The following is a 24,541-nucleotide window of genomic DNA, read 5'->3' as shown; positions in this document are numbered from 1 at the left end:
CCGGCCGGGATTTCCGGTAGTGCTGGCACCACTGTTCTTGGTGGGCGGGACTGGACCTGTAAGAGGGTGTCTGCGTCATCGTGCCGGTCATCTCCGTAGATCTAGCGTGGAACAGGTCAGAGAGCCTGTTGTACGGATCTTCGGGGAGAGTCATGATCGCGGCCCCAACCGCTGTTCCGGTTACCGGTCCCTTGCGTTACGAGCGCAGGGTGGGGCACGGCGTTCGTCTGCTGGCCTGTGACGAGACCGAGGACGGTCGGATCGTGGAGGAGTTGGGGGATGCGGCCACCGCGGACCACATCGCGGTGCTGGTTCCGGGCAACGACAACTACCTGGGCAACTACTTCAACCAGAAGAGGCTCACCCGGCCACGGGTCAACGCGCAGACGCTGTTGGACACGATGCGCCTGGTGGCTCCGGGGGAGCGCGTGGCGGTGGTGGTGTGGGTGGGCTACCGGACCCCGCGCGGTTTCCGGGAGGCGTTCTCACGCCGCCCGGCCCTGGAGGGGTACCGGGACCTGGTGCGGTTGACCGAGTTCCTGCCCAGTACGGCGCGGGTGACGTTGGTGGGGCACAGCTACGGGACGGTGGTGTGCGGTCTGGCCCTGGAACAGGGGCGGGTCAGTGACTGCGTGGCGCTGGGCAGTCCCGGGATGGGGGTGCGTGAGCGTGCCGAGTTGGGGTTCGAGGGGAACCTGTGGGCGGCGCTGGGGCCCAATGACTGGATCCGGTTCTTTCCCCGGGGGCATGTGGGCGAGATCGGGCACGGCCCCTCGCCGGTGCGGCGGGGGTACGGGGCGCGGCTCTTCGAGACCGGTGACATCCCGGGGCACTGTTCGTACTACCAGCAGGGCAGTGAGTCGGTACACAACATCGCGCGGATCGCGGTGGGGCGCCACGCCGAGGTGACCCCGGTGCGTGTGCCCGCTCCGCGGCGGTCGTGGGACGTGCGGGCGAGGGAGACGGTGGTCTCGTGAACGGCGAACCGGTGATCCTGGCCGAGGGGGTGCGCAAGCTCTATCCGGGCGGCAGGGTCGCGCTGGATGGTGTGGATCTGGCCGTGGCCCCTGGGACGGTGCACGGTTTGTTGGGGCCCAACGGTGCGGGCAAGACCACCTCGGTCCGGGTGCTCGCGACCCTGTTGGGGTTCGACGGGGGGCGGGCCCGGGTGGCCGGCGCCGACGTGGCCACGCAGGCCGGGTTGGTGCGTTCCCGGATCGGGTTCGTGGGCCAGTACGCGGCGGTGGACGAGATTCTCAGCGGGCGGCGCAACCTGGAGATGTTCGGTCGGCTCTACCACCTGGGCAGGCGTCGGTCCAGGGAGCGGGCCGCGGAGTTGTTGGAGCGTTTCGACCTGGTGGAGGCCGCCGACCGGTCGGTGCGCACCTATTCGGGTGGGATGCGGCGCCGGTTGGACCTGGCCGCGGGGTTGGTGCTGGATCCCCGGGTGCTGTTTCTGGACGAGCCCACGACGGGTTTGGATCCGCGTAGTCGCGCCGAGGTGTGGCGAGCCGTGCGTGAGTTGGTGGAGGCGGGCACGACGGTGCTGTTGACCACCCAGTACCTGGAGGAGGCCGACCGGTTGGCCGACCGGGTTTCGGTGGTCGACGCGGGGCGGGTGATCGCCGAGGGGAGCCCGCAGGAGTTGAAGTCGCGGGTGGGTGGCGGCCGGGTCGAGGTCGTGGTCTCGCAGGCGGACGAGTTGCCGGTGGCCGCGGAGGTGATGGGCCGGATGGCGGGGTCGCCGCCCGTGGTCGACCAGGACGCGTTGAGTGTGTGCGCCTCCGTCGGGGGCCGGGGTGGGGCGCTGGTCAAGGTGGTGCGGGCCCTGGACGAGGCGGGTCTGGACGTGGAGGACATCGCGTTGCGCCGCCCGACGCTGGACGACGTTTTCCTGAGTCTGACCGGGCATCAGAGCACGCGGGAACCGGTGGCCGGGGACCAGAGCGCGGAGGGGGATCGGTCATGACGCGAGTGCTGGGCGGCCCGGACGGGGATCAGGGCGAGGACGCCCCCGGGGGTGGGCCCCGGGGGCCGCGAGTGTGGGCGGCCCGGGCGGGGTGGGCGGTGGCCGACTCGGCGGTGGTGGCGCGCCGGTACCTGGCGCACCTGGTGTACAAGCCTGACGAGGTGGTCGGCACCCTGATGATCCCGGTGCTGGCGGTGCTGTTGTTCGGGTTCGTCTTCGGTGAGGCGATGGGCGCGGCCATGGGGGTGGGCGGTGAGGACTACCGCGACTTCCTGATGCCGGGGCTGTTCGCGTTGACGATGGCGTTCGGGATCGGCAACACGACGATCGCGGTGGTCACGGACGTGGGTCGTGGTGTGGTGGACCGTTTCCGCACCTTGCCCATGGCGCCGTCGGCGTTGCTGGTGGGGCGCAGTATGGCCGATGTGGTTTCGGCGGTGGTGGATCTGCTGGTCCTGGTGGGGATGGGGTTGCTGATCGGGTGGCAGTGGCACCACGGCCCCTGGGCGGCGTTGGCGGGGCTGGGTTTGTTGCTGCTGTTGCGGTTGGCCTTCACCTGGATCGGGATCTACCTGGGGCTGTTGGTGCGCAGTCCCGAGGCGGCGATGAAGTTCTTCTCGCTGGTGTTCCCGTTGGCGATGGTGGCGGAGACGTTCGTGCCCACCGAGGTGATCCCGGGTTGGTTGGCGCCGGTGGCCGAGTGGAATCCGTTGTCGGCCACGGTGCTGGCCTGTCGTGAGCTGTTCGGTAACACCACGGTGGTGGGTGAGTCGTGGGTGGCGCAGAACGCGCTGTTGATGGCGGTGGTGTGGCCGCTGGTGCTGATGGCGGTGTTCGTGCCGTTGGCGGTGCGGCGTTACCGGCGGTTGAGTCGTTGAGTGCGCTGCGGGTTCAGTCCCGGGCGAGGAACTGGGCGAAGGTGGTGCGGCCCACGGCCCGGTCGGGGGCCAGGTGGGCGCCGGAGCGGTAGCCGGCGAAGATCCGGCCGGGCAGGCGTAGCGGCCACAGGCGGCGTTGGGTGTGGGTGGCGTCCAGGTAGGCGCGGGCCAGGTCGTGGAAGGACTCCACGTGGGGCCCGCCCAGGTCGGGGACGCGTCCGGCGGGTTCCTCCTGGGCCAGCCGGACCAGGCGCAGGGCGACCTCGGCGGCGTCGACGGGTTGGACGTCGATGTCGGGGTAGGGCATGGCGGGCAGGCGGGCCGCGCGGGCGCAGATGCTCCGGACCAGTTGGTGGAACTGGGTGGCGCGTAGGACGGTGACGCCCAGGCCGGAGGCCAGGAGGGCCTCCTCGACGGTGTGTTTGGTGCGGTAGTAGCCCAGGGGGATCTGGTCGCATCCGACGATGGAGACGTGGACGAGGTGGCTGACTCCGGCGGCGCGGGCGGAGCGGATGAGGTGGGTGGCGGCGCGGAGGTCGCCGCCGGTGGGGCTGGTGGCGCAGTGCACGACGGTGTCGACGCCGTTCAGGGCCTGGTCGAGTCCGTGTCCGGTGCGCAGGTCCACGGCGTGGGCGGTGGTTTCCAGGGAGCCGGGGTGGCGGCTCAGGGTGTGGATCTCGTGGTCGGTCTGGCGTAGTTGTTCCACCACGGGTGTGCCCAGGGTGCCGGTGGCGCCGGTGACCAGGATCGTGCTCAAGTCCCCACCTCCGAGTCCGTTGCTCAGGGATTCACGCTAACACCGCAGGGGGGAGGTTTCCGGGTATTTGACGTGGTTTCGGTGCTGGTCGTCGTGGGGGGAGTTCGGGCCCCGGGCATCCGTCTCTGGTTTCCTGCCTGCCCCCGGGAGCGGATCCGGCCTGTGTTCCTTGCTGTGTCCCTTGTGGGATGGGCCGTCCCGGTTAGAGTGCTGGACAGCGTTGGCGCAGTGAGCGCTGAGTCACAGTGATGAGGGGTGTTCCCATGCCGGGGATCGTTGAGGAGCTGCTGTCCGCGATCGGGGCGGAACAGGTGGTCACCGATCCCGCGGTGATGGAGGGTTACTCCCATGACGAGGCCGAGTGGGCGCCCTACGGCGGACCCGCCGCGGTGGTGCGCCCCCGGGACACCGCCGACGTGGCCCGGGTGGTGCGGGTCTGTGCCGACCTCGGTGTCGCCCTGGTGGGGCGCGGTGCCGGGACCGGCCTGTCGGGTGCGGCCAACGCGGGCCGGGGCTGGGTGGTGGTCTCCTTCGAGCGGATGAACCGGGTGCTGGAGGTCGACACCGTCCAGCAGACCGTCACCGTGCAGCCGGGTGTGGTCAACGGCGACCTGCGTGAGCGGGTGGCCCGGGACGGGCTGTGGTATCCGCCGGACCCGGCGTCGGCGCCGTGGTCGACCATCGGCGGCAACGTGGCCACCAACGCGGGCGGGCTGTGCTGTGTCAAGTACGGGGTGACCCGGGACTACGTGTTGGGCATGGAGGCGGTGGTGGGCTCCGGTGAGGTGGTGCGGTTGGGCCGGACCACCGCCAAGGGGGTGACCGGGTACGACCTGGCCGGGCTCATGGTCGGTTCCGAGGGAACGCTGGGGTTGGTCACCGAGGTGACGTTGCGGCTGGTGCCGTTGCGCACCGGGGTGGAGCACACCGTGGTGGGTTACTTCGACTCCCTGACCGATGCCGGCCGTGCGGTGGCCGCGGTGTCGGCGGCGGGCATCGTGCCCTCGGCCATGGAGCTCATCGACCGGTTCTGCCTGCGGGCCGTGGACGAGTGGAAGAACATGGGGCTGTCCGCGGAGGGTGAGGTGCTGTTGCTGGCCCGCAGTGACCTGCCCGGGGAGTCGGGTCAGGCGGAGGCCGACCGGATCCTGGAGTGCTTCGAGCGGGAGAAGGCGGTCTACGCGGTGCGTTCCACCGACGAGGAGGAGGCTGAGGCGCTCTTCCAGGCGCGTCGTCTGGCCTACCCGGCGCTGGAGCGGTTGGGGCCGTTGCTGACCGAGGACGTGTGTGTGCCCAAGGCGAAGGTGCCGCACATGTTGGAGGCGATCGAGGCGGTCGGGGAGCGGTTCCGGACCCGGATCGGAAACATCGCGCACGCCGGTGACGGAAACCTGCATCCGCTGTTCATCGTTCCGGCCGGTGACGATGCTGCTCGGGAGCGTGCCAAGCAGGCCTTCGAGGTGATCGTGGACGAGGCACTGGCCCTGGGCGGGACGGTCACCGGAGAGCACGGGGTGGGTCTGTTGAAGATGCGCGGTGCCGCTGACGAACTCGGCCCGTCCGTGCTGGCGATGCACCGGGCGGTCAAGGGAGCGCTGGACCCCCGGGGCATCTTCAACCCGGGCAAGGTCTTCGCCTAGCCGGGCGATCGATCGGCCGGCGGGTCCTCGGGGGCGTGCCGTCCCTGCCCGGGGTCCTCAGCGCAGGTCCGCCTCGTGGGCCAGCAGTCCGGCCTGGGTGCGGTTGTCGCAGCCGAGTTTGTCCAGAAGGCGGGAGACGTGGCCCTTGACGGTGGTTTCGGCCAGGAAGAGCCGCCCGGCGATCTGGGCGTTGGTCAGTCCGGCGCCCAGGCAGGTCAGGACCTCGGTTTCGCGCTCGGTGAGGGCGTCCACCAGGGTGGCGCGGTCCAGGCGGGCGTTCCGGTCGGTGCGGGCGCTGGTGAGCAGCCGGCGGGTGGCTTCGGGGGACATCACGGTATGGCCCCCGGCGGCGACCCGGACCAGGGAGGCCAGTTCCTCGGGCGGGGTGGACTTGAGGAGGAACCCGGCGGCGCCCGCGTGCAGGGCACGCAGCACGTACTCGTCGGCGTCGAAGGTGGTCAGGGCGACCACGACCGGGGGTGCGGCCAGGGCAGTGATGTCCTCGGTGGCGCTGATGCCGTCGCGTACGGGCATGCGCAGGTCCATCAGGACCAGGTGGGGGTCGTGGCGGCGGACCGCCTCGAGGGCGGTCCGGCCGTCGTGTGCCTGGCCGACGACGGTGATGTCGGGGTCCACGCCCAGGATGGTGCGCAGGTGGGCGCAGACGAGGGGGTCGTCGTCCACGACCAGGACGCGCAACGGTGGGCTGGGGTCGCCGGTCACGGGCGGGTCCTTTCGGTGGGGTCGGCGCTGGGGGTGAGGGGGACGTGGGTGGGGAGTTCGGCCCGGACCTCGAATCCTTCCCGGCGGGTGGGGGCGGCGGACAGCAGGCCGCCGAGGAGTTCGACCCGTCGGCGCAAACCGTTCAGGCCGCGCCCGGAGCCGGAGGAGACGAGCTCGGGGTCGGGGGCGCGTGTGGGGGCGGTGTTGGTGATGTGAACCCGAACCGCGGCGGGGCCGTAGCGCAGTCGAACCTCCACCCGGGCGCCTGGGGCGTGTTTGTGCACGTTGGTGAGGGCTTCCTGGATCACCCGGTGCAGGGTCGCGGCGACCAGGGGGGAGGCGAGCGCGGGGTCTCCCCGGGTGTGCAGGTCCACGGTGGTGCCGGTGCTCCGGGTGGCCTGGACCAGGTGGTGCGGGTCGGGGTCGGTGAGGGGGACGGGGTCGTGCCCCTGGGAGAGCACACCGGTCAGGTCGCGTAGTTCGCCCAGGGCGCGGTGGCCGGTGGAGCGCAGTTCCTCGGCGGCGGCGCGGACGGTCTCGTCGGGGGCGCTCACGCGTAGCGCCCCGGCCTGGAGGACGATGAGGCTGACCCGGTGGGTGACGATGTCGTGCATCTCGGCGGCCAGGCGGGCGCGTTCCGTGGCCCGGGCCCGGTCGGCGAGCAAGTGTCGTTCGTGCTCGGCGCGTCGGGCCCGCTCGCGTAGGGCCTCGATCAGGCGTCGGTGGGTGGCCAGGTACAGGGCGAGGGTCGCGGCCAGGTCCACGAACAGGAAGGTGCGCACCCCGGTGCCGCTGATGCCGGTGGGGTCGGCGGCCAGCAGGCTCACCAGGGCCAGTGCGACCAGGGAGAGCCACAGGGTGCGGTTGGTGGGGGTACGCAGGGCCGCGGTGTAGGCGGCGAAGGGCGCGGTGGGCGGGAACCAGGCCAGGGCAAGGGCGGTTTCGGCGCCGAACAGAGGGCCGATGGTCAGGGCGGTGGCGATGGCCAGCACCCCGGCGACGGTCGCAGCCCACAGGACGGTCAGGGGTGCGGTGCGCCGCCACAGCAGGGTGGCGGCGAGGAGCAGGCACAGGGCCAGTACCGCGCCCGCGGGGACGGGGGAGGCCGGTTCGACGGTGCGGGCCAGGGCCACCCCCATCAGGGCGCTGGTTCCGACGGCGGCCAGGTCCGGCAGGGTGTGCCGGTCGGGTGGTGGCAGGCCGAGTCGCATGGGGTCAGCCTAGGGCGCGGCGCCCGGGCTCAGGAGGGTGTGCGGGGTGGTTCACGACGAAGGTCGGGGCGGTCGGCGGGCGGGCCCCGACCTTCGTCGGGGGTGGCCCCCTCGTGGGGCGCTGGTGTGCGGGGGCGCCCGCGCGCTGTGCTGGGGGAGGTGAGGGGAGGCCGACGGTGGATGTCCTTGTTCTGGCCCGGTGGCAGTTCGCGGTGACGACGAACCTGCACTTCCTGTTCGTGGCGCTCACGCTCGGGCTTGTTCCGTTGGTGGCGCTGGCGCAGACCTGGTTCGTGGTCACGGGGCGGGAGCGTTTCGAGTTGATGGCCCGGTTCTGGGGGCAGGTGTACCTGGTCAACTACGCCCTGGGGATCATGACCGGGCTGGTGCTGGAGTTCCAGTTCGGGATGAACTGGAGCGGACTCTCCCATTTCGCAGGGGACGTTTTCGGTGCGCCGTTGGCGATCGAGACGATGACCGCGTTCTTCCTGGAGTCCACGTTCCTGGGATTGTGGATCTTCGGGTGGGGGCTGCTGCCGCGCGGCGTGCACCTGGCGTTGGTCTGGTTGGTGGTGGTGACCGCCTACACCTCGGCGTTCTGGATCCTGGCGGCCAATTCCTACCTGCAGAACCCCGTGGGTTCCCGGGTGGTCGACGGGCGCCTGGTGTTGGACGACCTCGGTGTGCTGGTGACCAACCCGCACCTGGTGACGGCGTTGCCGCACGTGGTGGGGGCGGCGTTGTTGAGCGCGGCCTGGGTGGTGATCGGGGTGAGCGCCCACCACCTGCGGCGGGGGAGCGCGCGGGAGTTCTTCACGTTGAACCTGCGCTGGGGCGTGGCGGTCGCGGGCGGTGCCTCGGTGTTGGTTTTCGTGAGCGGGCATCTGGCGGCGGCGCCGGTGGAGGCCACCCGTCCGGGCAAGTTCGAGGGGGCACTGACCCCGGTGTTCGATTCGATGATGCTGATGGGGGATGCGCTGGGGCTGTTCACCCTGCTGGTGCTGGTGCCGATGTCGTGGCGGGACCGGTTGGCGCGGGCGCACCGGTTGCTGGGGGTTCTGCCGGTGTTGGTGCCGTTGCCGTTCGTGGCTTCGGCGCTGGGGTGGGTGGTGCGCGAGGTGGGGCGTCAGCCCTGGTTGGTGTACGGGCATCTGACGGTGGCCGAGGGGATCTCGCCCGGGGTGCCGGCGGGTGCGGTGCTGGTGTCGTTGGTGCTGTTCACCGTGGTGTTGGGGGCGTTGGCGGTGACCGATGCGGTGCTGATCTGCCGGGTGGCCGCCCGGGGGCCGGACCGGGTGGTGCTGGGGGCGCCGCCCGGAGGGCCTGAGGTGTGGGAGCAGCAAAGGGGTGCGGGGGCGTGAACGAGCTGTGGCTGGGGGTCTTCGGGTTTTTGGTGGTGGGCTGTTTCGCTCTGGAGGGGGCGGCTGTGGGGGTGGCTCTGGCGCTGCCGGTGCTGGGGCGTGACGGAGCCGAGCGGGGCCGGGTGGTCTCGGCTCTGGGGCCGATGGTGTTGTTGACCGAGGTGTGGTTGGTGGCGGCGGTGGGGCTGCTGTTCGGTCTCTATCCGCGGGTGGAGGGCGAGCTGTTGTCCGGCCTGTATCCGTGGGTGGTGTTGTTGCTGTTGGCGTGGGTGGTGCGCGATGCCGGGGTGTGGTTCCGGGCGCGTGGTGCCTCGGCGCGGTGGCGGAGCTGTTGTGAGTGGATGGTGTGCGCGGGTGGTGCGGGCACGGCTGCGGCGTGGGGGTTGGGGCTGGGCTCCCTGGCTACCGGAAGCCTGGTGGGGTGGGCGGGTGCGGGTTTGGCGCTGTTGCTGGCGGGGCTGTTCGGCGTGCACGGGGTGTGTGTGGCCGCGCGGCGGTGGGGTGTGCCGCGCGCGGTGGCCCTGGTGGAGGCTTCGGGTGCGGGGTGGTGGCTGCGGCCGTGGGTGAGCGGGACGGCGGTGTCGGTGCCGGTGGTGGTCGCGTTGGCGGCGGGTTCGGCACACCTGCTGCAGGACACGGTGGGGTCGGGCACGCTGGCGGTGCTGGCGGTGTTCGTGCTCCCCGCTCTGGGGGTGGGGGTGGTGGCGCAGTGGTGGGGGTGGCGCCTGTTGACCGGCCCTGGTGGGGTGCCGGTGCGGGCCCGGTCCTTTTTCTGAGCGCTTTGTTCGGAGTTCGCTGGAAGACGTTCCGGTGGGATGTCGAGAATCCGGGCGCGGCTCCGTCTCCCCAGTGAACACGGCCACAATGGGTCGTGCCGCACCAAGGAGGACATGATGGCCAAGTACCTGCTGCTCAAGCACTACCGGGGCGCGCCGAAGGCGGCCAACGACGTACCGATGGACCAGTGGACACCGGAGGAGGTCTCGGCCCACGTGCAGTACATGCAGGACTTCGCCGACCGGCTCGAGGGCACCGGCGAGTTCGTCGACAGCCAGGCGCTTTCCCCGGAGGGCACGTTCGTCCGCTACGACGGCGAGGGGCGGCCGCCGGTCACCGACGGCCCGTTCGCGGAGACCAAGGACCTGATCGCCGGCTGGATGGTGATCGACGTCGAGACCCATGAGCGGGCGCTGGAGCTGGCCGGGGAGCTGTCCGCGGCCCCTGGGGCGGGTGGCAGGCCGATTCACGAATGGCTCGAGGTGCGCCCGTTCCTTGCCGCACCGCCGACCATCACGGAGTGAGACACGGTGGACGAAGCTCTGCTGCGAGCCCTGGTCCCCAGCGTGATCGGTGTTCTCGTCCGTCGCGGAGCCGACTTCGCGGCGGCCGAGGACGCCGTCCAGGACGCCCTGGTCGAGGCCGTGCGCGTGTGGCCTCGGGACCCGCCGCGCCACCCCGAGGGCTGGCTGGTCACCGTGGCCTGGCGTCGGTTCCTCGACACAACTCGTGCCGAGAGCTCCCGACGTCGGCGCGAGGTCCGGGTCGAGGTCGAACCCGTGCCCGGGCCGGTCCGGGCGGTGGACGATACCCTCCAGTTGTATTTCCTGTGCGCGCACCCGTCCCTGACACCGGCCTCGGCCGTCGCGCTCACGCTGCGCGCGGTCGGCGGCCTGAACACACGTCAGATCGCACGGGCCTACCTCGTGCCGGAGGCGACCATGGCCCAGCGCATCAGCCGGGCCAAACGGACCGTCTCCGGTGTCCGGTTCGACCGGCCCGGCGACATCGCCACCGTGTTGCGGGTGCTCTACCTGGTCTTCAACGAGGGCTACTCCGGTGACGTCGACCTTGCCGGCGAGGCGATCCGGCTCACCCGCCGACTGGCGGCCGGTATCGACCACGAGGAGGTCGCGGGCCTGCTCGCGCTCATGCTGCTGCACCACGCGCGACGCTCGGCGCGCACCGGACCCGACGGCAGGCTGGTGCCCCTGGCCGAGCAGGACCGCGGCCTGTGGGACACCCGCCTGATCGCCGAGGGGGTCGACGTGCTCCAGACGGCCCTGGCCCGGGACCGTCTGGGCGAGTTCCAGGCCCAGGCCGCCGTCGCCGCCCTGCACGCCGACGCCCGCACGGCCGAGGAGACCGACTGGGTGCAGATCGTCGAGTGGTACGACGAACTGGTGCGGCTCACCGACAGCCCGGTGGTGCGTCTGAACCGGGCTGTCGCGGTCGGGGAGGCAGACGGCCCGAGGGCCGGGCTGGCCGCTCTGGCCGAAGTGGACCCCGGCGTGCCCCGGCACACCGCGGCTGCGGCGTACCTGCACGAACGTGAAGGTGACCCGGTCACCGCGGCGCGATTCTACGCCCGGGCCGCCCGGGCGGCGCCCAGCCTCCCCGAACGCGACCACCTCACGCGGCAGGCGGCCCGGCTCAACGCGCGGTTGCGTGGTTGAGCCTCCGCCCGAAGGGCAGCTGATCGGCACGTTTGCCCACATTCGGGGCGCCGGGCAGGTGAGCGGTCACACCTGGGCGGGTAGGGCGGCCAACGCGGTACGGGGCTTGTCTCGGAGGGGCGCCCGGTACCCGAGAACAACGCCGCAGTACGTGAGGGGGAACGTCATGGCTGACACACTCACCGGACGCCGCGTGGCGGTTCTGGCCGCCGACGGGGTCGAACAGGTGGAGCTGGTCCAACCGAGGCAGGCGCTGGTCGATCAGGGCGCCGACGTGGAACTGGTCTCGTTGCACGACGGCCGGATCCAGGCGATGAACGGGGACATCGAACCTGCCGACCAGTTCACGGTGGACCGGGAGGTGTCCAAGGTCGGTGTCGACGACTACGACGCGCTCGTGGTCCCGGGCGGCACCGTCAACCCGGACAACCTGCGTTCCGACGGCGACGCGGTGCGGTTCGTGCGCGATTTCGTGGCCCGGGGCAAGCCGGTCGCGGCGATCTGCCACGGCCCGTGGATCCTGGTCGAGGCCGACGTGGTGCGCGGACGCACCCTGACCTCCTACCCCAGCATCCGTACCGACATCCGCAACGCCGGGGGCGTGGTGGTGGAGGAGGAGGTCGTCACCGACCACGGGCTCACCACCAGCCGCAACCCGAACGATCTTCCGGCGTTCTGCGAGCGGATCGTGCGGGAGTTCGCCGGCTGATTCCTCCCGCGGACGGATCGGCCCGGGCCTGGCCGGGGACCGCGAAAGGGGGTCGCGGACACGTGTCCGCGACCCCCTCGGTGTGGTTGGTGTTCCCCGACCGGCTACTGCGACTCGGGTTCGTCGGGATGGTTGCGCAGGTGGAGGATGGCGGCCACCAGGCCGCCCCACAGCACGACCATGGAGATGACCATCATGGTGATGGCGCTGGCGGACATCAGCGGTCCCCTTCCTTGTCTGTGTCCTCGGTGGGACGGCCCAGGGGCGCGATCCTGTCGGGCTCGTCCAGTTCGACCGGGGTCCGACCGTCCCCCTGGGCGGCGCGTTCGGCGTCCATGCGGGCGATGGCGTCGGCGCGCCGCCAGGGAAGGCAGGAGATGACGATGCCGAAGACGATCGCGCCGATGGCCACGCCCCAGCCCGCGACCAGCAGGAAGCTCTCCGGGTAGCCCTCGTAGTTGGTCGTCAGCTCGGTGCGCAGGCTGTCCCACATCATGAAGCCCAGCAGGACCGGGGTGATCCCGCCCAGGGCGATCTTCCACCACCAGCCCAGGCGGATCGAGGAGACGGCGTTGGCGTGCTTCTCGAACAGCGGCAGCCTGCGCAGGATCCAGCCGAACACCAGGACCATCACCAGACCGGCCAGGGCGATGCCGTACTGGTTGATGAAGCGGTCCGCGGCGTCGAGGATGTACAGGCCCTCGGGTGTGGGGAAGAGCAGGATGGAGGCGAGCGCGGTGGCGCCGCCCACCAGCAGCACGGTCTGGACGCGGCCCAGTCCGGTGCGGTCCTGCACCGCCGAGATGATCACCTGGACGATGCTGATCAGTGAGGTGAGACCGGCGATGACCAGGCAGACGAAGAACACCACCCCGAAGAGCGTCCCGCCCAGCGGCAGTGTGGAGATGATCTGCGGGAAGGCGACGAAGGCCAGCCCGATCCCGGAGGTGGCGACCTCGTCGACACTCGTTCCCGCGGCGGTGGCCATGAAGCCCAGCGCGGCGAAGACACCGATACCGGCCAGGAGCTCGAAGGAGCTGTTGGCCAGGCCCGCGACCATCGCCGATCCGGTCAGGTTGGCCTTGCGGCGCAGGTAGGAGGCGTAGGTGACCATGATGGCGAACCCGATGGACAGTGAGAAGAAGATCTGTCCGTAGGCCGCGATCCACACCCCGCCGTCGAGCATCTTGCTCCAGTCCGGGGTGAACAGGGTGTTCAGGCCCGCGGCGGCACCGTCCAGGGTGAGCGCCTGGATGACCAGCAGCACGAAGAGCACGACCAGCATGGGGATGAAGATCCTGGTGGTCTTCTCGATACCCTTGCGCACGCCCAGGGCCAGCACGATCAGGACGATCGCCCAGACGGCCACCAGGGGCCAGGCCACGCCGGCGACGAAGCCGGAGATCATTCCGGGTTCGTCGCCGACCTGGAGGAAGTCGTTGAAGAAGAACGCGTCCGGGTCATCGCCCCACTGCTGGCCGACGGAGAACCAGGCGTAGCGCACGGCCCAGGCGACGATGACGGCGTAGTAGCTCGCGATGACGAAGCAGATCGCCACCTGCCACCAGCCGATCGCCTCTGCCGGTCGGGAGATGCGCCGGTAGGAGAGCGGAGCCGAGGAGCGGTACCGGTGGCCGATGCTGTACTCGAGGATGAGTAGCGGGATGCCCGCGGTCAGCAGGGCGATGAGGTAGGGCAGGAGAAAGGCTCCGCCCCCGTTTTCGTAGGCGATGTAGGGGAATCGCCAGATGTTGCCCAGTCCGATGGCCGATCCGATCGCGGCCATGAGGAATCCCGCGCGCGTTCCCCACTGCTCGCGAGGCTGTTGCCCCATGTTCAGGTCTCCTAAATCATCCCGTAGTTCGCGATCCGCACGTTAGCAGGATTTGGCCCTCTGAGCATGGTGGAGCCTGGCCTGTGGGCTGGATGTCTTTGTGATGAGCGCCTTTGGTTCTGGTTTGTCTAGCCCCCAAGAGAGGGGGAGGCGGTTGCGAAAGCTGTCAAGGCGGGCTTACCGGACGCTTTCAGTACGGCTGGGGCAGCGCGCGTGGCGACCTCGGCGGGGCCGGTCCCGCCACGCGCGCCGGGACCGACGGGATACGGCCCTCCCGGAGGCTGTCAGGCTTCGCGGTGTCGCGGTCTGGGGCGCAGCCGGGCGTTGGGCAGTTCCGGCGCGGGCAGTGCTTCGCCACCGTCCGCCGTCACGGGGGCGAAGCGCGTTCCCCCGGTCCGACCGTCGCGTTGTTCCTCCCACTGGGCGCGGGCGCGCACGATCTCTTCGTGGTCGCGGCCCACGAAGTTCCACCACATCACCAGGTCCTCGCTGAAGGGCTCCCCGCCCAGGAGAAGCAGGTGGGTGCGTTCGTCGGCGTGCACCCGTACGCCCTCCCGCCCGCTGCCCAGGTAGAGCAGGGAGCCGGGCACGACCCGGTGCCCGTGCGCTCGGACGGGACCGTCCAGGGGCAGCAGGCCGTGCTCGAAGGCGGGATCGACCGGAAGGTGCACGCTCTGGCCCGCCTCCACGATGATCTCCGCCCCCAACAGGGGCGTGTGGGTGTGCGCGGGTGAGCGGTGCCCGTCCAGTTCTCCCATGATCACCGTGACCCGCGCTCCCGGCACGGTGAACTCCGGTAGGTCGGCGTGGTGCTCGAAGTGGGCGGCGCCCTCACGTGTGTCCGCGGGCAGGGCCACCCACAGCTGTGCGCCGTGGAGCAGACCGGGAGCAGCGGAAGGGGTGCGTTCGGAGTGGACGATGCCGTGCCCGGCGGTCATCAGGTTGAGCTGGCCGGGGCGGACCATCTGGTCCGAACCCAGGCCGTCCAGGTGGTGGACGGTGCCCTGGACCAGCCAGCTCACGGTCTGCAGTCCGATGTGGGGGTGGGGCGGCACCTGCATGCCCGCCCCGACGGTGACGTCGGTGGGCCCGTAGACGTCGGCGAAGCACCAGGCGCCGATCATGCGGCGGTTCTTGCCGGGCAGGACGCGGTGGACCAGCATCGCGCGCGGTCCACCCAGGGGGACTTCGCGGGATTCGAGGAGTTCGGTGTCGGGTTCGGGGCCGGTCCGGTCGACCTCGCCTCCGCAGACCCGCTGTTCGGTGGGATGGGGCTCTACGTTGCTCACGTGGTTGACGCTAACCCAGTCGGCCGCGGCAGTCCCGGACCGGCGTGCCCTGCTGGGCGGTCTCCGGCCACCGGCGCATGTGCCCTTGTCCGGTGCGACCGGACAGGCCTCGGACCCGCACGGGTGTGCCCACCCCGGTGCGGACGGTGCCCTCGCTTGGAGGACGGGACCGGTGTTTCCCGCGGGTCGGGAGGGGCCGAAGGGACATTCGTGGGTAGAAGTGGGTTGAGGATCCATGTCGGATGCTCACACACGGTTCACCGGGAGGCAGCCATGAGCCATGTCCCCTCCGAGGTCGCCCCGGGTGTACACCGGCTCGGCGACCACCTCGTGAACTTCTACCTGGTGGAGACCGCCGACGGACTGGTCATGGTCGATGCGGGGCTGCCCGCCCACAGCGGCCGTTTCCTGGACACGGTCGCCTGGGTGGGTGGCAGACTGCGTGCCGTGGTGCTCACCCACGCCCACCCCGACCACACCGGGTTGGCCGAGCGCGCCCGGGACAAGGCCGGGGCCCGGGTGTGGGTGCACGAGGCCGACGCACCGATCCTGGACGACGGTCCCACCAGTTCGGTGATCCACGCCCGACCCGAACGCCCGATGTTCTCCTACCTGGTGCGCCGCCCCAGTGCCGTTCAGACGCTGATGCGGTTGGGGTACGCGGGGGCCTTCAGTTCGGCGCGGGTGCGTGAGTACACCACCTTCGGCCACGACCAGGTACTGGACGAGGTGCCGGGAGCGCCCCGGGTGCTGTCGGTTCCGGGACACACCCCGGGCAGTTCCCTGGTGCTCTTCGAGGACCGCGGCGTGGTGTTCAGCGGTGACGCCCTGGTCACCGACGATCCCACCACCGGTTGTGTGGGGCCCCGGGTGGTGAGCCGGATGTCCACGCACGACTCCGTGCTGGCCCTGGAGTCGCTGGACAGGCTGGCCGCGCTGCCCGAGCACACGCTGGTACTGCCCGGACACGGCGACCCTTTCGCCGAGGGGCCACGCCTGGCGGCCGTGCGGGCCCGCTCCACGGGGGTGCGCTGAGCGGACCGCCCGGGGCCGGCCGGGTCTGCGCAGACCCGGCCGGCCCCGGGCGGGCACCAGGTCGGGGCGCCCTTCGCCGTGGGCCCCCCAGGGGTGCGCTGTGGTGGGACAATGCACCCCATGTCGGTACGCGAACTCGTCATCCTGGGAACCTCCAGCGCGGTGCCCACCCGTCGGCGCAACCACAACGGATACTTCCTGCGCTGGGGTGACCAGGGGGTGCTGTTCGATCCCGGGGAGGGCACGCAGCGGCAGATGCGCTTCGCCGGGCTGGCCGCCGGCGACATCACCAGGATCTGTGTGACGCACTTCCACGGTGACCACAGCCTCGGTCTGCCCGGCACGATCCAGCGCATCTCCCGTGACCGGGTGCCGCACACGGTGCGGGTGGCCTACCCCGGCGCCGGCGAGGAGTACTGGCGCCGGTTGCGTCACGCCACGTCCTTCCACGACACCGACGTGATCCTCCCCCAGCCGGTGGGCGGATCGGGTAGTTGCCCGCTGGGGGAGGAGGAGCCCTTCACCGTGACGGCGCTGCCGCTGCGCCATTCGCTGCCCGCCTACGGGTACCGGCTGACCGAACCGGACGGGTGGCGGATGCTGCCCGAGCGGCTTGAGCACTTCGGGGTGCGCGGTCCCGACGTCTCCCGCCTGTTGCGTGAGGGGGCGCTGGTGCTGGGGGACGGGCGGGTGGTGGACCTGGCCGACTGCGCGGAGCCCAGGCCCGGGCAGGTGTTCGCGTTCGTCATGGACACCGGGGTGTGCGCCCAGGCGGTGGAGCTGGCCCGGGGAGCGGACATGTTGGTCATCGAGTCCACCTACCTGGACTCCGAGGAGGAGTTGGCCGAGCGGTACGGGCACCTGACCGCACGGCAGGCCGGCAGGATCGCCGCACAGGCGGGTGTGCGCCTGCTGGTGCTGACCCACCTGTCGGAGCGCTACGAGGAGGACGAGGAGGAGCGTTTCGTGGCCCAGGCGGGTGAGGAGTTCGAGGGGTCGGTGGTGTTGGCCGCCGACCTGGACCGGATTCCGCTGCCCGCGCGGCGCTGAACTGGGATGTACTGTTCGAAACGGATCAGGCGGGCACCTCAGGAACGTTCCGGGGCGGTGCGGTCCTCGTCGGGCCCGCGCGGCTCGGTCCGGGCAGGGGCGCCCGCCCTCTCCGCGGCCGGCTCCGGGTGGGTCGCGGAGGCGGCGGCCGGCGAGGCGGGTACGGCGGTCTGGGCGATGAAGGCTCCGGTCACGATGACCGCTGCGCCGAGGAGCTGCACCGGTGTGAGCGCCTCGCCGAGCAGCACCCAGGCCAGCACGATCGCGGTGACCACCTCCAGGTAGGCCACGCCTCCGGCGACCTGGGGGGACAGTCGCCTGATCGCCGAGACCCCGACGAAGTAGGCCAGGGCGGTGCACACCAGCCCAAGCCACAGCGCGACGCCCCAGCCCGGCAGGGGGACGCCGCCCAGCGGAAGCGGTTCGGCGAGCAGACCCCACGGCAGGGTCCAGGGGCGAGCGAGCACGCCCAGCAGGACCGTGGCGACCAGGGCGCCGAAGGCGATCACCGCAAGGGGGTCGGTGTCCTCTCCCATGGCGTCGCCGAGCAGGAAGAACGTGGCCTGGGCGGCTGCGGCCCCCAGGGCCAGGCCGACACCGATCGCGTCCAGGCGCATCCCCGCCCAGACCTCCAGCAGGAGGCCGAGCCCGGCCACGGCCAGGACCACGCCCGCCATCGCGGCGGGGGAGACCCGGTGGCGGCGCACCACCCGTACCCACAGCAGGACCAGCACCGGGCCGAGGAACTCCAGGAGCAGTGCGATCCCCACCGGGATGCGGGCGACGGCGGCGAAGTACAGGGCCTGGACACCGGCCATGGGGAAGACCCCGTAGGCCAGGAGCAGCAGCGGTCTGCGCCGGACGATGCGGCGGTGCCGGATCGCGACCGGGAACAGGATCAGTGCGGCGACGGCCAACCGCAGCCAGGTCACGTGCAGGGAGTCCATGCCCGCGTCCAGCAGGGGGCGGGCGAAGACCCCGGCCCCGCCGAAGGCCAGGGCGGAGGCGAGCGCGAAGGCCAGACCCGAGGGGCGGTGGCGGGCGGTGTGCGCGGACACGGGACGCTCCAGGGGGGTATTGGGAGAAGGAAGGAATCGCGTGGAGCCCAGGGGGGACGATCCGCGCGGAGGAGGTGAGGAGCGGACCCGACCGCCGGGGGGCGGGCCGGGGTTCAGCCGGTGGGGCCGAGCTCCAACTGGGCCCAGGCCACGTCGTGCCAGGTGCCGTGTTTGTGTCCCACCCGCCGCATGATGCCCACGTCCTCGAACCCCATGGCCCGGTGCAGGCCCTGGCTGGCGTCGTTGGGCAGGGTCATGCAGGCGATGGCGGTGCGCATGCCCCGTTCGGCCAGGCGGGGCAGGAGTTCTGCGTACAGGGCCCGGCCCGCGCCGCGGCGGTGCCGCCCCCGTTGCAGGTAGACGCTTACCTCACAGGTCCACCGGTAGGCGGAGCGGGCGCGGAAGGTGCCGCCGTAGGCGTAACCGGCCACCCCCTCCTCGTCCTCCAGGACGATCCACGCGTGCTCGCGCTGGGCCGCGGTGATGCGTTCGGCCATCTGCTCGGGCGAGGGCGGGGTGAGTTCGAAGGTGATGGCGGTATCGGTGACGTAGGGCGCGTAGAGGGCCGCGCACGCCGCCGCGTCGGCGACGGTGGCGTCGCGGATACCGGGGCGCGTCAGCAGGGAATCCATAGTTGAACATGGTAAGCGATTATGTCCACTATGGTGAACGCATGAGCGACGAACTGGGCCCCGCCCTCGCCGTGACCCTGCAGACCCTGCGCCGGGACCGCGGTCTGAGCGGCGCCGCCCTGGCCGAACTCTCCGGGGTCTCCCGCGCCATGATCAGCCGGATCGAGAACGGGGACGCCCAGCCCACCGCCTCCCTGCTGGGCCGCCTGTCCGGGGCCCTGGGCATCACCCTGTCCGAACTGATCGCCCGGGCCGAACAGGGCGACCGCCGTCTGGCCCGGCTGGACGAACAACCCACCTGGAGCGACCCCGAGACCGGTTACCGTCGCCGCGCGGTCTCACCCACTTCCGGCGGACCGCTCGAGCTGGTCGAGGTCGAACTTCCCCCCGGGGCACGGGTGGCCTACCCGGCCGAGTCCTACAGCTTCACCCACCACCAGATCTGGGTACTGGAGGGCACGCTCGCCTTCGGTGAGGGTTCGGAGGAGCACCTCCTGGACCGGGGGGACTGCCTCCAGCTCGGCCCGCCGGCGCCCTGTGAGTACCGCAACCCGACCGGGAGTCCCTGTCGCTACCTGGTGGCCATCACCCGGCGGGGTTAGGGCGGACCCGGGTTACCCGGTCAGGGCCGCCAGGAAGGCGGGTCGCTGTTGCGACAGCCAGGCGCTGCGGCGTTCCCTGCGGCGCTCCCACTCGGCCCATCCGCCCACCCGTTCCACCTCCTGGGCGAACAGGGGTTTGCCCTGATCGACCATGTCCTTGACGAAGGCCTGGGAGGCCTCGTCGTACTGGTCGATGGTCTCGGGTAGGAGCAGGCGGGCCGAGGCGGTCACCACCCAGTCCCGGGCGGACCAGTCCGGGAAGGGCGGAACGGCCACGTCGCCCTCGACGAAGGTGAGCTCCTCGGTGCCGTCGCCGTGCAGGGCCAACGGGCGGGGAGCGCCCCCGAACCCGCTTTCGGTCAGGGCCGCCAGGAAGGCCTGCAGTACGGGGGCCTGGGGCGGGGCCGTGCGCAGGACCCGGTCACCGCGGCGGATGACGGTGTTCATCATGCCGCCGCTCAGCGGCCGGTCCCGGTCCCGGTCCCCGCTACGGGAGTTGGTGGTCATGGTGTCGGCTCCTGAAGCTGCGCGAAAACCCGCGGGTACGACGCACCATCCCCCTCGGCACCGAAGAAGCCCCGTTCCTGTACCGCGAAGGTGCTCTCGCCCCCTCCAGCCTGCCGCTCAACCACTCGGTCGTGCACGCGGCCGGGGCCCGGCGCCTCGGGTGCGCTCACACCGGTTCGTGCCGTTGGCCGTCCCCGACGGCTCCTGAGGCAGGTGCGGACAGGCACCCCCGCCCTGGGGACTCGTGCCTCGCTCCTCAGTCGTCGGCGGCGCCCAGGTGGAGTTGGACGGCTGGCGCGGTACGCGCGACGAGCGTTTCGAAGTCGGTCTCGGCCAGTTGCGGGATGCGGACGAGGTGCCGGGCGAAGGCCACACCGACGAGCTGGGTCATGGCGAGGGCGAACCCGCTCTGCCGATCCGTGATGAGGGGGGTGACGCCCGGTCCGGTGATCGTGCCGGTGATCAGGGTGCGCATGCGTTCGGCGGCGGTCTCGTTTCCCAGCACCGACCGGGCCAGGGCCTGCATCTGCGGTCCGGTGGCAGGGTTCTCCCACAGGCCCAGGTAGCCGCGGGTGAGGCGCTCGCCCTGGGTCTCGAGGGGACCGGACAGGGCCTCGGTGAGTACGTCCCGAGCTTCCTCGGGCAGTTCCATGGTGGCGGCGAACAGGCCTTCCTTGTTGCCGAAGTAGTGCGAGAGCAGAGCGACGTCGAGGCCGACCCTGGTCGCGATCGAGCGCATCGTCGTGCCGCGGAAGCCCTTGGCGGCGAATTCCGCGCGCGCGGCCTCCAGGATCCGCTCCTTGTTTCCGCCTTTGCTGCCAGCAGGCCTGCCCGTGCGCTCACCGTTCCTCATGGTCGCAGTCTACCCGGACATCATCAACTGTTGACATCATCAGTTGTTGAGTTGATGATGAAGGGGAAAGGAGACTGCGCGGCACCAACAGCGGGGAAGGCTTCGGACAGTGAGGTCCACGCGCCGCCGGTGCCCTGCGGCCGTCCCTCACTCCGAACCGAGAGGAAACCGTCATGGCCGACACATCCGAGGCCTCCTCCGCCTCCGTCGGAACGTCCAGGACGACCTGTGCCGTGGTGGGCGGCGGGCCGGCCGGGCTCGTCCTGGGGCTCCTGCTCGCCCGTGCCGGAGTCCGGGTCACGGTGCTCGAAAAGCACGCGGACTTCCTGCGGGACTTTCGCGGCGACACCGTCCACCCCACGACCCTGGCCCTGCTGGACGACCTCGGCCTCTTCGATCGCTTCGACGCCCTGCCGCAGTCCCACCTGAAGCGGGCCGCCTTCACCTTCCCCGACGGACGGCAGGTTCCGGTCGCCGACTTCGGACGGCTGCCGCTGCGCCACCCCTACATCGCCATGGTCCCGCAGTGGGACCTGCTGAACCTGCTGGCCGAAGCGGCCGGCACGGAACCGACGTTCACGCTGCGCACCGAGCACGAGGTGACCGGTGTCGTCCGCGAGGGCGGCCGGGTGAGCGGCGTCGACTACGACTCCCCGGAAGGTCCGGGCCGACTCCACGCCGACCTGGTCGTCGCCTGCGACGGACGGTGGTCGGCGGTGCGGCGCGCCGTCGACCTGCCCAGCAAGGAGTTCCCCGTGGACTTCGACGTCTGGTGGTACCGCGTACCGACCCCCCGCCGACTGGCCGAATCACTGCTGCCGCGCATGGCGAAGGGGCGGGTGATCGTGACCATTCCGCGCGAAGGCTACGCACAGGTCGCGTACATAGGCCGGAAGGGGACCGATGCGACACTGCGCGCGCGGGGTGTGCAGGCCCTCCGCGCCGAAACCGCCTCGATGATGCCCGAACTGGCCGAGGACGTCTCGGGGATCGCGTCGATGGACGACGTCAAACACCTCGACGTGCGCATGGACCGTCTGCGGCGCTGGCACGCACCCGGTGTGCTGTGCATCGGCGACGCCGCTCACGCCATGTCACCGGTCGGTGGTGTGGGCATCAACCTCGCCGTGCAGGACGCCGTCGCCGCGGCCCGCCTGCTCGCCCGCCCCCTGGTCCGCGGAGCCCTGACGAGTTCGGGGGGCAGGCGCTTCCTCGCTCGGGTGCAGCGGCGCCGCACCTTTCCCACGGTCGCCGTCCAGGCCATGCAACGCTTCGCGCACGCCCGCGTCATCGCTGCCGCGCTCAACGGCGAAGTGACCGGACCGCCCCGCGGGCTCCTCGCCCTGGTCCGCCGCGCCCCCGCCCTGACCGCGCTGCCCGCGGCCTTCATCGGAATCGGTCCGCGGCCGGAAAGGGTGCCCGTGTGGGCTCGCCGCACGGCACAGCAGGAGAACCCCGCCCGCCCCTGAGGAGACCGTGGACGGGCTCGGGCCCAACGGGCGTGTTTACACCGGGGCAATACACTGGCAACACGAGCGGCGGCCGCCACCTGTAAGGGCCCTGGGGCGGTGCCCCGCCTGCTTCCAGACGATCGAGGTTCCCGACACAACGGCGTGCGGGCTGCCCGTTCCAGCGGTGAGAAGGGAACACACACGCATGCCGTTTTCCAATGGCGACCGGGAGGACCACCACCCGGGAGTCCGCAGCGCCTACGAGCACGTAGCGCGCCGCAACCCCGACGAGCCGGAGTTCCAGCAGGCTGTCCTGGAGGTACTCGACAGCCTCTCGCCCGCCCTGTCCCGACACCCCGAGTACGCCACCGAGCGCGTCCTGGAACGTCTCTGTGAGCCCGAACGCCAGATCATCTTCCGGGTGCCGTGGCGTGACGACCAGGGCAGGGTCCACGTCAACCGGGGTTTCCGGGTGGAGTTCAACAGCGCGCTCGGCCCCTACAAGGGCGGGTTGCGCTTTCACCCCAGCGTCAACCTCGGGGTGGTCAAGTTCCTGGGTTTCGAGCAGATCTTCAAGAACGCGCTCACCGGGATGGGCATCGGCGGCGGCAAGGGCGGCAGCGACTTCGACCCCAAGGGGCGCTCGGCCACGGAGATCGAACGCTTCTGCCAGTCCTTCATGACCGAGTTGCACCGCCACCTGGGTGAGTACACCGACATCCCCGCCGGCGACATCGGGGTGGGCACCCGCGAGATCGGCTACCTGTTCGGACAGTACCGGCGGCTGAGCAACCGCTGGGAGGCCGGGGTCATCACCGGCAAGGGCCTGGACTGGGGTGGTTCGGCGGTCCGTACCGAGGCCACGGGGTACGGAGCGGTGCTGTTCACCCAGCGGATGCTGGAGCGCAACGGCCGTGATCTGGACGGCATGCGCGTGGTGGTGTCGGGGTCGGGCAACGTGGCGATCTACGCGGTGGAGAAGGCCCAGCAGTTGGGCGCCACCGTGGTCGCCTGTTCCGACTCCACCGGCTACGTGGTGGATGACAAGGGCATCGACCTCGACCTGCTCAAGCAGGTCAAGGAGGTCGAGCGTGCACGGATCAGCGACTACGCGCAGCGGCGCGGCGACGCGAAGTTCGTCGAGGGCGGCAGCGTGTGGGACGTTCCGTGCGAGGTCGCGCTGCCTTCGGCCACCCAGAACGAGTTGGGAGCCGAGGCGGCCCGGACCCTGGTGGACAACGGTGTGCTGGCGGTGGCCGAGGGCGCGAACATGCCCACCACCCCCGAGGCGGTCAAGGTCCTCCGGGACGCCGGAGTGCTGTTCGCACCCGGCAAGGCGGCCAACGCCGGCGGTGTGGCCACCAGCGTGCTGGAGATGCGGCAGAACGCGCGCCGCACCTCGTGGTCCTTCGAGCACGCGGAGTCGGAGCTGGCCGAGACGATGGCCGGGATCCACGACCGCTGCGAGGAGGCCGCGGAGCGGCACGGCGCCAGGGGCGACTACGTGCTGGGCGCCAACGTGGCCGGATTCGAGATGGTCGCCGACGCGATGCTGGCCCAGGGGCTCATCTAGGGCGTGGAGCAGGTCGTGAGGGGCGGCCTCGGGAAGCCGGAGAGGGCTTCCCGAGGCCGCCCCGACCACGCTCGGGCCGGTCATTGCAGACGGGTGCGGGACTGTTGTACTGACCTGAGAGGTTAGGAACGCGGGAGGCGGGAGGGCCACCGATCGCGGTGTGGAACCGGTGGTGATTTTAGTGGTGCAACCATCCCGTGAACGCCTCCCGGCGCTCGATCTCGGACCGGTAGGGGCGGGCGTAGGCCCATTCGTCGGCCAGGGTGCGGTAGCGGTCGGCCCAGCGTGAGGTGGAACTGGACCCGAATGGCTCCAACACAGGGAAGCGGACGATTGCGTTCGAGCCGACACACGGATCGGCACCCCCGGTTGCCGGAGGAGTTCTACCGCGTAAAACTCGCTGAGCTGAGCGCTGTACTTACCCAGTGGGACGCACAGGAGACGCCCCTTGACGTAATCGAGGAACGCCACCAGCTCGGAGCGGGTGAAGGCGCCCTTGTCCGGGTCGGACTCGGGTTCTTGCAGTTGGACGGCGGTGTTCCACTCGTGGGCGGTCTGGACCGGGTGCGTCGCGAAGCGGTTCCCGCACTCGGTGAGCCGTCCGCAAGCGGGGTCGGTCGGTGAGGTAGGCGGAGAACGCGCGGACGGCTTCGGAGCAGCCGCGCAGGGCGGAGTGCTTCAGACCCCGTAGGACCCCCCGCAGGTCGTCGAGCCATTCGTCGCGCATTTGCGCTGACCAGACCCAGGGAAGGTGTCGGCCCGGCGGGTGACGCCTTCACTTCCTTGTGGCGGCTGTCGATGGTGGAGAAGGCGAGGTCGCGGGCGAGTTGCTGGTTGCACCAGTCCTCACCGGCGGGAACTGAGCCCAAGCTCAGCGGTGGTCGGCCTTCCTGCGCGAGGCTGTGAAGTGCCTGCTTGCGTCCGGGCCGGGGATCGAGGTCAGCGCCCCAGGAGGG

At 70.9% G+C, this 24,541-nt stretch carries 24 protein-coding genes and 1 pseudogene; 14 read left to right on the top strand and 11 right to left on the bottom strand.

The window, feature by feature from the left end:
* Positions 1-152: 152 nt before the first annotated feature.
* Genes ACUKCB_RS06980 through ACUKCB_RS06970 form a run of 3 tightly spaced genes read left to right on the top strand, consistent with a single transcriptional unit; the run spans position 153 to position 2,847 of the window.
* Positions 153-977 (top strand): alpha/beta hydrolase, encoded by an 825-nt coding sequence (locus ACUKCB_RS06980; RefSeq protein ID WP_473039667.1) that lies wholly within the window; start codon positions 153-155, stop codon positions 975-977.
* The gene (locus ACUKCB_RS06975) at positions 974-1,969 is read left to right on the top strand and encodes an ATP-binding cassette domain-containing protein (RefSeq protein WP_473039666.1); all 996 of its coding nucleotides are present in this window, start codon (positions 974-976) and stop codon (positions 1,967-1,969) included. Before ACUKCB_RS06980 ends, ACUKCB_RS06975 begins: the two co-directional genes overlap by 4 nt.
* Complete coding sequence (locus tag ACUKCB_RS06970; protein WP_473039665.1) at positions 1,966-2,847, top strand: ABC transporter permease; 882 nt, start codon at positions 1,966-1,968, stop codon at positions 2,845-2,847. The genes ACUKCB_RS06975 and ACUKCB_RS06970 overlap by 4 nt, the downstream gene beginning before the upstream one ends.
* Before the next feature lie 13 nt (positions 2,848-2,860).
* Here ACUKCB_RS06970 and ACUKCB_RS06965 read toward each other — a convergent pair whose 3' ends face one another.
* Positions 2,861-3,604, bottom strand: coding sequence for an SDR family oxidoreductase (locus ACUKCB_RS06965; RefSeq protein WP_473039664.1), 744 nt, complete (start codon positions 3,602-3,604; stop codon positions 2,861-2,863).
* 263 nt (positions 3,605-3,867) lie between these two features.
* On the opposite strand from ACUKCB_RS06965, the gene ACUKCB_RS06960 reads away from it, so the two are divergent.
* Positions 3,868-5,244, top strand: coding sequence for an FAD-binding oxidoreductase (locus ACUKCB_RS06960; protein WP_473039663.1), 1,377 nt, complete (start codon positions 3,868-3,870; stop codon positions 5,242-5,244).
* A gap of 57 nt (positions 5,245-5,301) precedes the next feature.
* Here the strand turns inward: ACUKCB_RS06960 and ACUKCB_RS06955 are convergent, their stop codons facing one another.
* Positions 5,302-5,967, bottom strand: coding sequence for a response regulator (locus ACUKCB_RS06955; RefSeq protein ID WP_473039662.1), 666 nt, complete (start codon positions 5,965-5,967; stop codon positions 5,302-5,304).
* Complete coding sequence (locus ACUKCB_RS06950; RefSeq protein WP_473039661.1) at positions 5,964-7,178, bottom strand: sensor histidine kinase; 1,215 nt, start codon at positions 7,176-7,178, stop codon at positions 5,964-5,966. The genes ACUKCB_RS06955 and ACUKCB_RS06950 overlap by 4 nt, the downstream gene beginning before the upstream one ends.
* A gap of 176 nt (positions 7,179-7,354) precedes the next feature.
* Between ACUKCB_RS06950 and ACUKCB_RS06945 the strand changes: the two genes are divergently transcribed.
* From ACUKCB_RS06945 to ACUKCB_RS06925, 5 genes are all read left to right on the top strand, one after another.
* Positions 7,355-8,539: a cytochrome ubiquinol oxidase subunit I gene (locus ACUKCB_RS06945; RefSeq protein ID WP_473039660.1), complete on the top strand. Its 1,185-nt coding sequence runs from the start codon at positions 7,355-7,357 to the stop codon at positions 8,537-8,539.
* A complete protein-coding gene (locus ACUKCB_RS06940) occupies positions 8,536-9,315 on the top strand; it encodes a cytochrome d ubiquinol oxidase subunit II (protein WP_473039659.1) in 780 nt (259 codons plus the stop codon). Before ACUKCB_RS06945 ends, ACUKCB_RS06940 begins: the two co-directional genes overlap by 4 nt.
* A gap of 117 nt (positions 9,316-9,432) precedes the next feature.
* On the top strand, positions 9,433-9,840 hold the full coding sequence (locus ACUKCB_RS06935; protein WP_473039658.1) for a YciI family protein: 408 nt from the start codon (positions 9,433-9,435) through the stop codon (positions 9,838-9,840).
* A 6-nt stretch (positions 9,841-9,846) separates the two neighbouring features.
* Entirely contained in the window at positions 9,847-10,992 is a 1,146-nt protein-coding gene (locus ACUKCB_RS06930; protein WP_473039657.1) for an RNA polymerase sigma factor, read from the top strand.
* 166 nt (positions 10,993-11,158) lie between these two features.
* The gene (locus ACUKCB_RS06925; protein WP_473039656.1) at positions 11,159-11,701 is read left to right on the top strand and encodes a type 1 glutamine amidotransferase domain-containing protein; all 543 of its coding nucleotides are present in this window, start codon (positions 11,159-11,161) and stop codon (positions 11,699-11,701) included.
* 104 nt (positions 11,702-11,805) lie between these two features.
* On the opposite strand, the gene ACUKCB_RS06920 is transcribed toward ACUKCB_RS06925, so the two are convergent.
* The 3 genes from ACUKCB_RS06920 to ACUKCB_RS06910 all read right to left on the bottom strand — a co-directional run bounded on the left by ACUKCB_RS06920 (position 11,806) and on the right by ACUKCB_RS06910 (position 14,824).
* On the bottom strand, positions 11,806-11,919 hold the full coding sequence (locus tag ACUKCB_RS06920; protein ID WP_191269921.1) for a methionine/alanine import family NSS transporter small subunit: 114 nt from the start codon (positions 11,917-11,919) through the stop codon (positions 11,806-11,808).
* The gene (locus ACUKCB_RS06915; protein ID WP_473039655.1) at positions 11,919-13,535 is read right to left on the bottom strand and encodes a sodium-dependent transporter; all 1,617 of its coding nucleotides are present in this window, start codon (positions 13,533-13,535) and stop codon (positions 11,919-11,921) included. Before ACUKCB_RS06915 ends, ACUKCB_RS06920 begins: the two co-directional genes overlap by 1 nt.
* A 284-nt stretch (positions 13,536-13,819) precedes the next feature.
* The gene (locus ACUKCB_RS06910; RefSeq protein WP_473039654.1) at positions 13,820-14,824 is read right to left on the bottom strand and encodes a pirin family protein; all 1,005 of its coding nucleotides are present in this window, start codon (positions 14,822-14,824) and stop codon (positions 13,820-13,822) included.
* 273 nt (positions 14,825-15,097) lie between these two features.
* On the opposite strand from ACUKCB_RS06910, the gene ACUKCB_RS06905 reads away from it, so the two are divergent.
* Entirely contained in the window at positions 15,098-15,859 is a 762-nt protein-coding gene (locus tag ACUKCB_RS06905; protein WP_473039653.1) for an MBL fold metallo-hydrolase, read from the top strand.
* Between the two features lie 120 nt (positions 15,860-15,979).
* Positions 15,980-16,909: a ribonuclease Z gene (locus tag ACUKCB_RS06900; protein WP_473039652.1), complete on the top strand. Its 930-nt coding sequence runs from the start codon at positions 15,980-15,982 to the stop codon at positions 16,907-16,909.
* A 38-nt stretch (positions 16,910-16,947) separates the two neighbouring features.
* Here ACUKCB_RS06900 and ACUKCB_RS06895 read toward each other — a convergent pair whose 3' ends face one another.
* Both ACUKCB_RS06895 and ACUKCB_RS06890 read right to left on the bottom strand, forming a co-directional pair.
* The gene (locus ACUKCB_RS06895) at positions 16,948-17,967 is read right to left on the bottom strand and encodes an EamA family transporter (protein WP_473039651.1); all 1,020 of its coding nucleotides are present in this window, start codon (positions 17,965-17,967) and stop codon (positions 16,948-16,950) included.
* Between the two features lie 113 nt (positions 17,968-18,080).
* Positions 18,081-18,599, bottom strand: a complete 519-nt coding sequence (locus ACUKCB_RS06890; protein WP_473039650.1) for a GNAT family N-acetyltransferase — start codon at positions 18,597-18,599, stop codon at positions 18,081-18,083.
* Positions 18,600-18,640: 41 nt separating this feature from the next.
* Between ACUKCB_RS06890 and ACUKCB_RS06885 the strand changes: the two genes are divergently transcribed.
* Positions 18,641-19,201, top strand: a complete 561-nt coding sequence (locus ACUKCB_RS06885; protein ID WP_473039649.1) for a helix-turn-helix domain-containing protein — start codon at positions 18,641-18,643, stop codon at positions 19,199-19,201.
* A 12-nt stretch (positions 19,202-19,213) separates the two neighbouring features.
* Here the strand turns inward: ACUKCB_RS06885 and ACUKCB_RS06880 are convergent, their stop codons facing one another.
* Complete coding sequence (locus tag ACUKCB_RS06880) at positions 19,214-19,708, bottom strand: hypothetical protein (RefSeq protein WP_473039648.1); 495 nt, start codon at positions 19,706-19,708, stop codon at positions 19,214-19,216.
* Between the two features lie 256 nt (positions 19,709-19,964).
* Positions 19,965-20,561 (bottom strand): TetR/AcrR family transcriptional regulator, encoded by a 597-nt coding sequence (locus ACUKCB_RS06875; protein WP_473039647.1) that lies wholly within the window; start codon positions 20,559-20,561, stop codon positions 19,965-19,967.
* Between the two features lie 173 nt (positions 20,562-20,734).
* On the opposite strand from ACUKCB_RS06875, the gene ACUKCB_RS06870 reads away from it, so the two are divergent.
* Positions 20,735-22,030 carry an FAD-dependent oxidoreductase gene (locus ACUKCB_RS06870; protein ID WP_473039646.1) on the top strand — a complete coding sequence of 432 codons (1,296 nt, stop codon included), beginning with the start codon at positions 20,735-20,737 and terminating at the stop codon, positions 22,028-22,030.
* A 187-nt stretch (positions 22,031-22,217) separates the two neighbouring features.
* On the top strand, positions 22,218-23,585 hold the full coding sequence (gene gdhA, locus ACUKCB_RS06865; protein WP_473039645.1) for an NADP-specific glutamate dehydrogenase: 1,368 nt from the start codon (positions 22,218-22,220) through the stop codon (positions 23,583-23,585).
* A gap of 103 nt (positions 23,586-23,688) precedes the next feature.
* Here the strand turns inward: gdhA and ACUKCB_RS06860 are convergent.
* Positions 23,689-23,856 (bottom strand): annotated as a pseudogene (locus ACUKCB_RS06860) (IS481 family transposase); the annotation flags it as partial.
* Between the last annotated feature and the right edge of the window lie 685 nt (positions 23,857-24,541).

It is taken from the genome of Nocardiopsis moroccensis (assembly GCF_055763695.1).
This window is presented reverse-complemented; position numbering and strand designations above follow the sequence as displayed.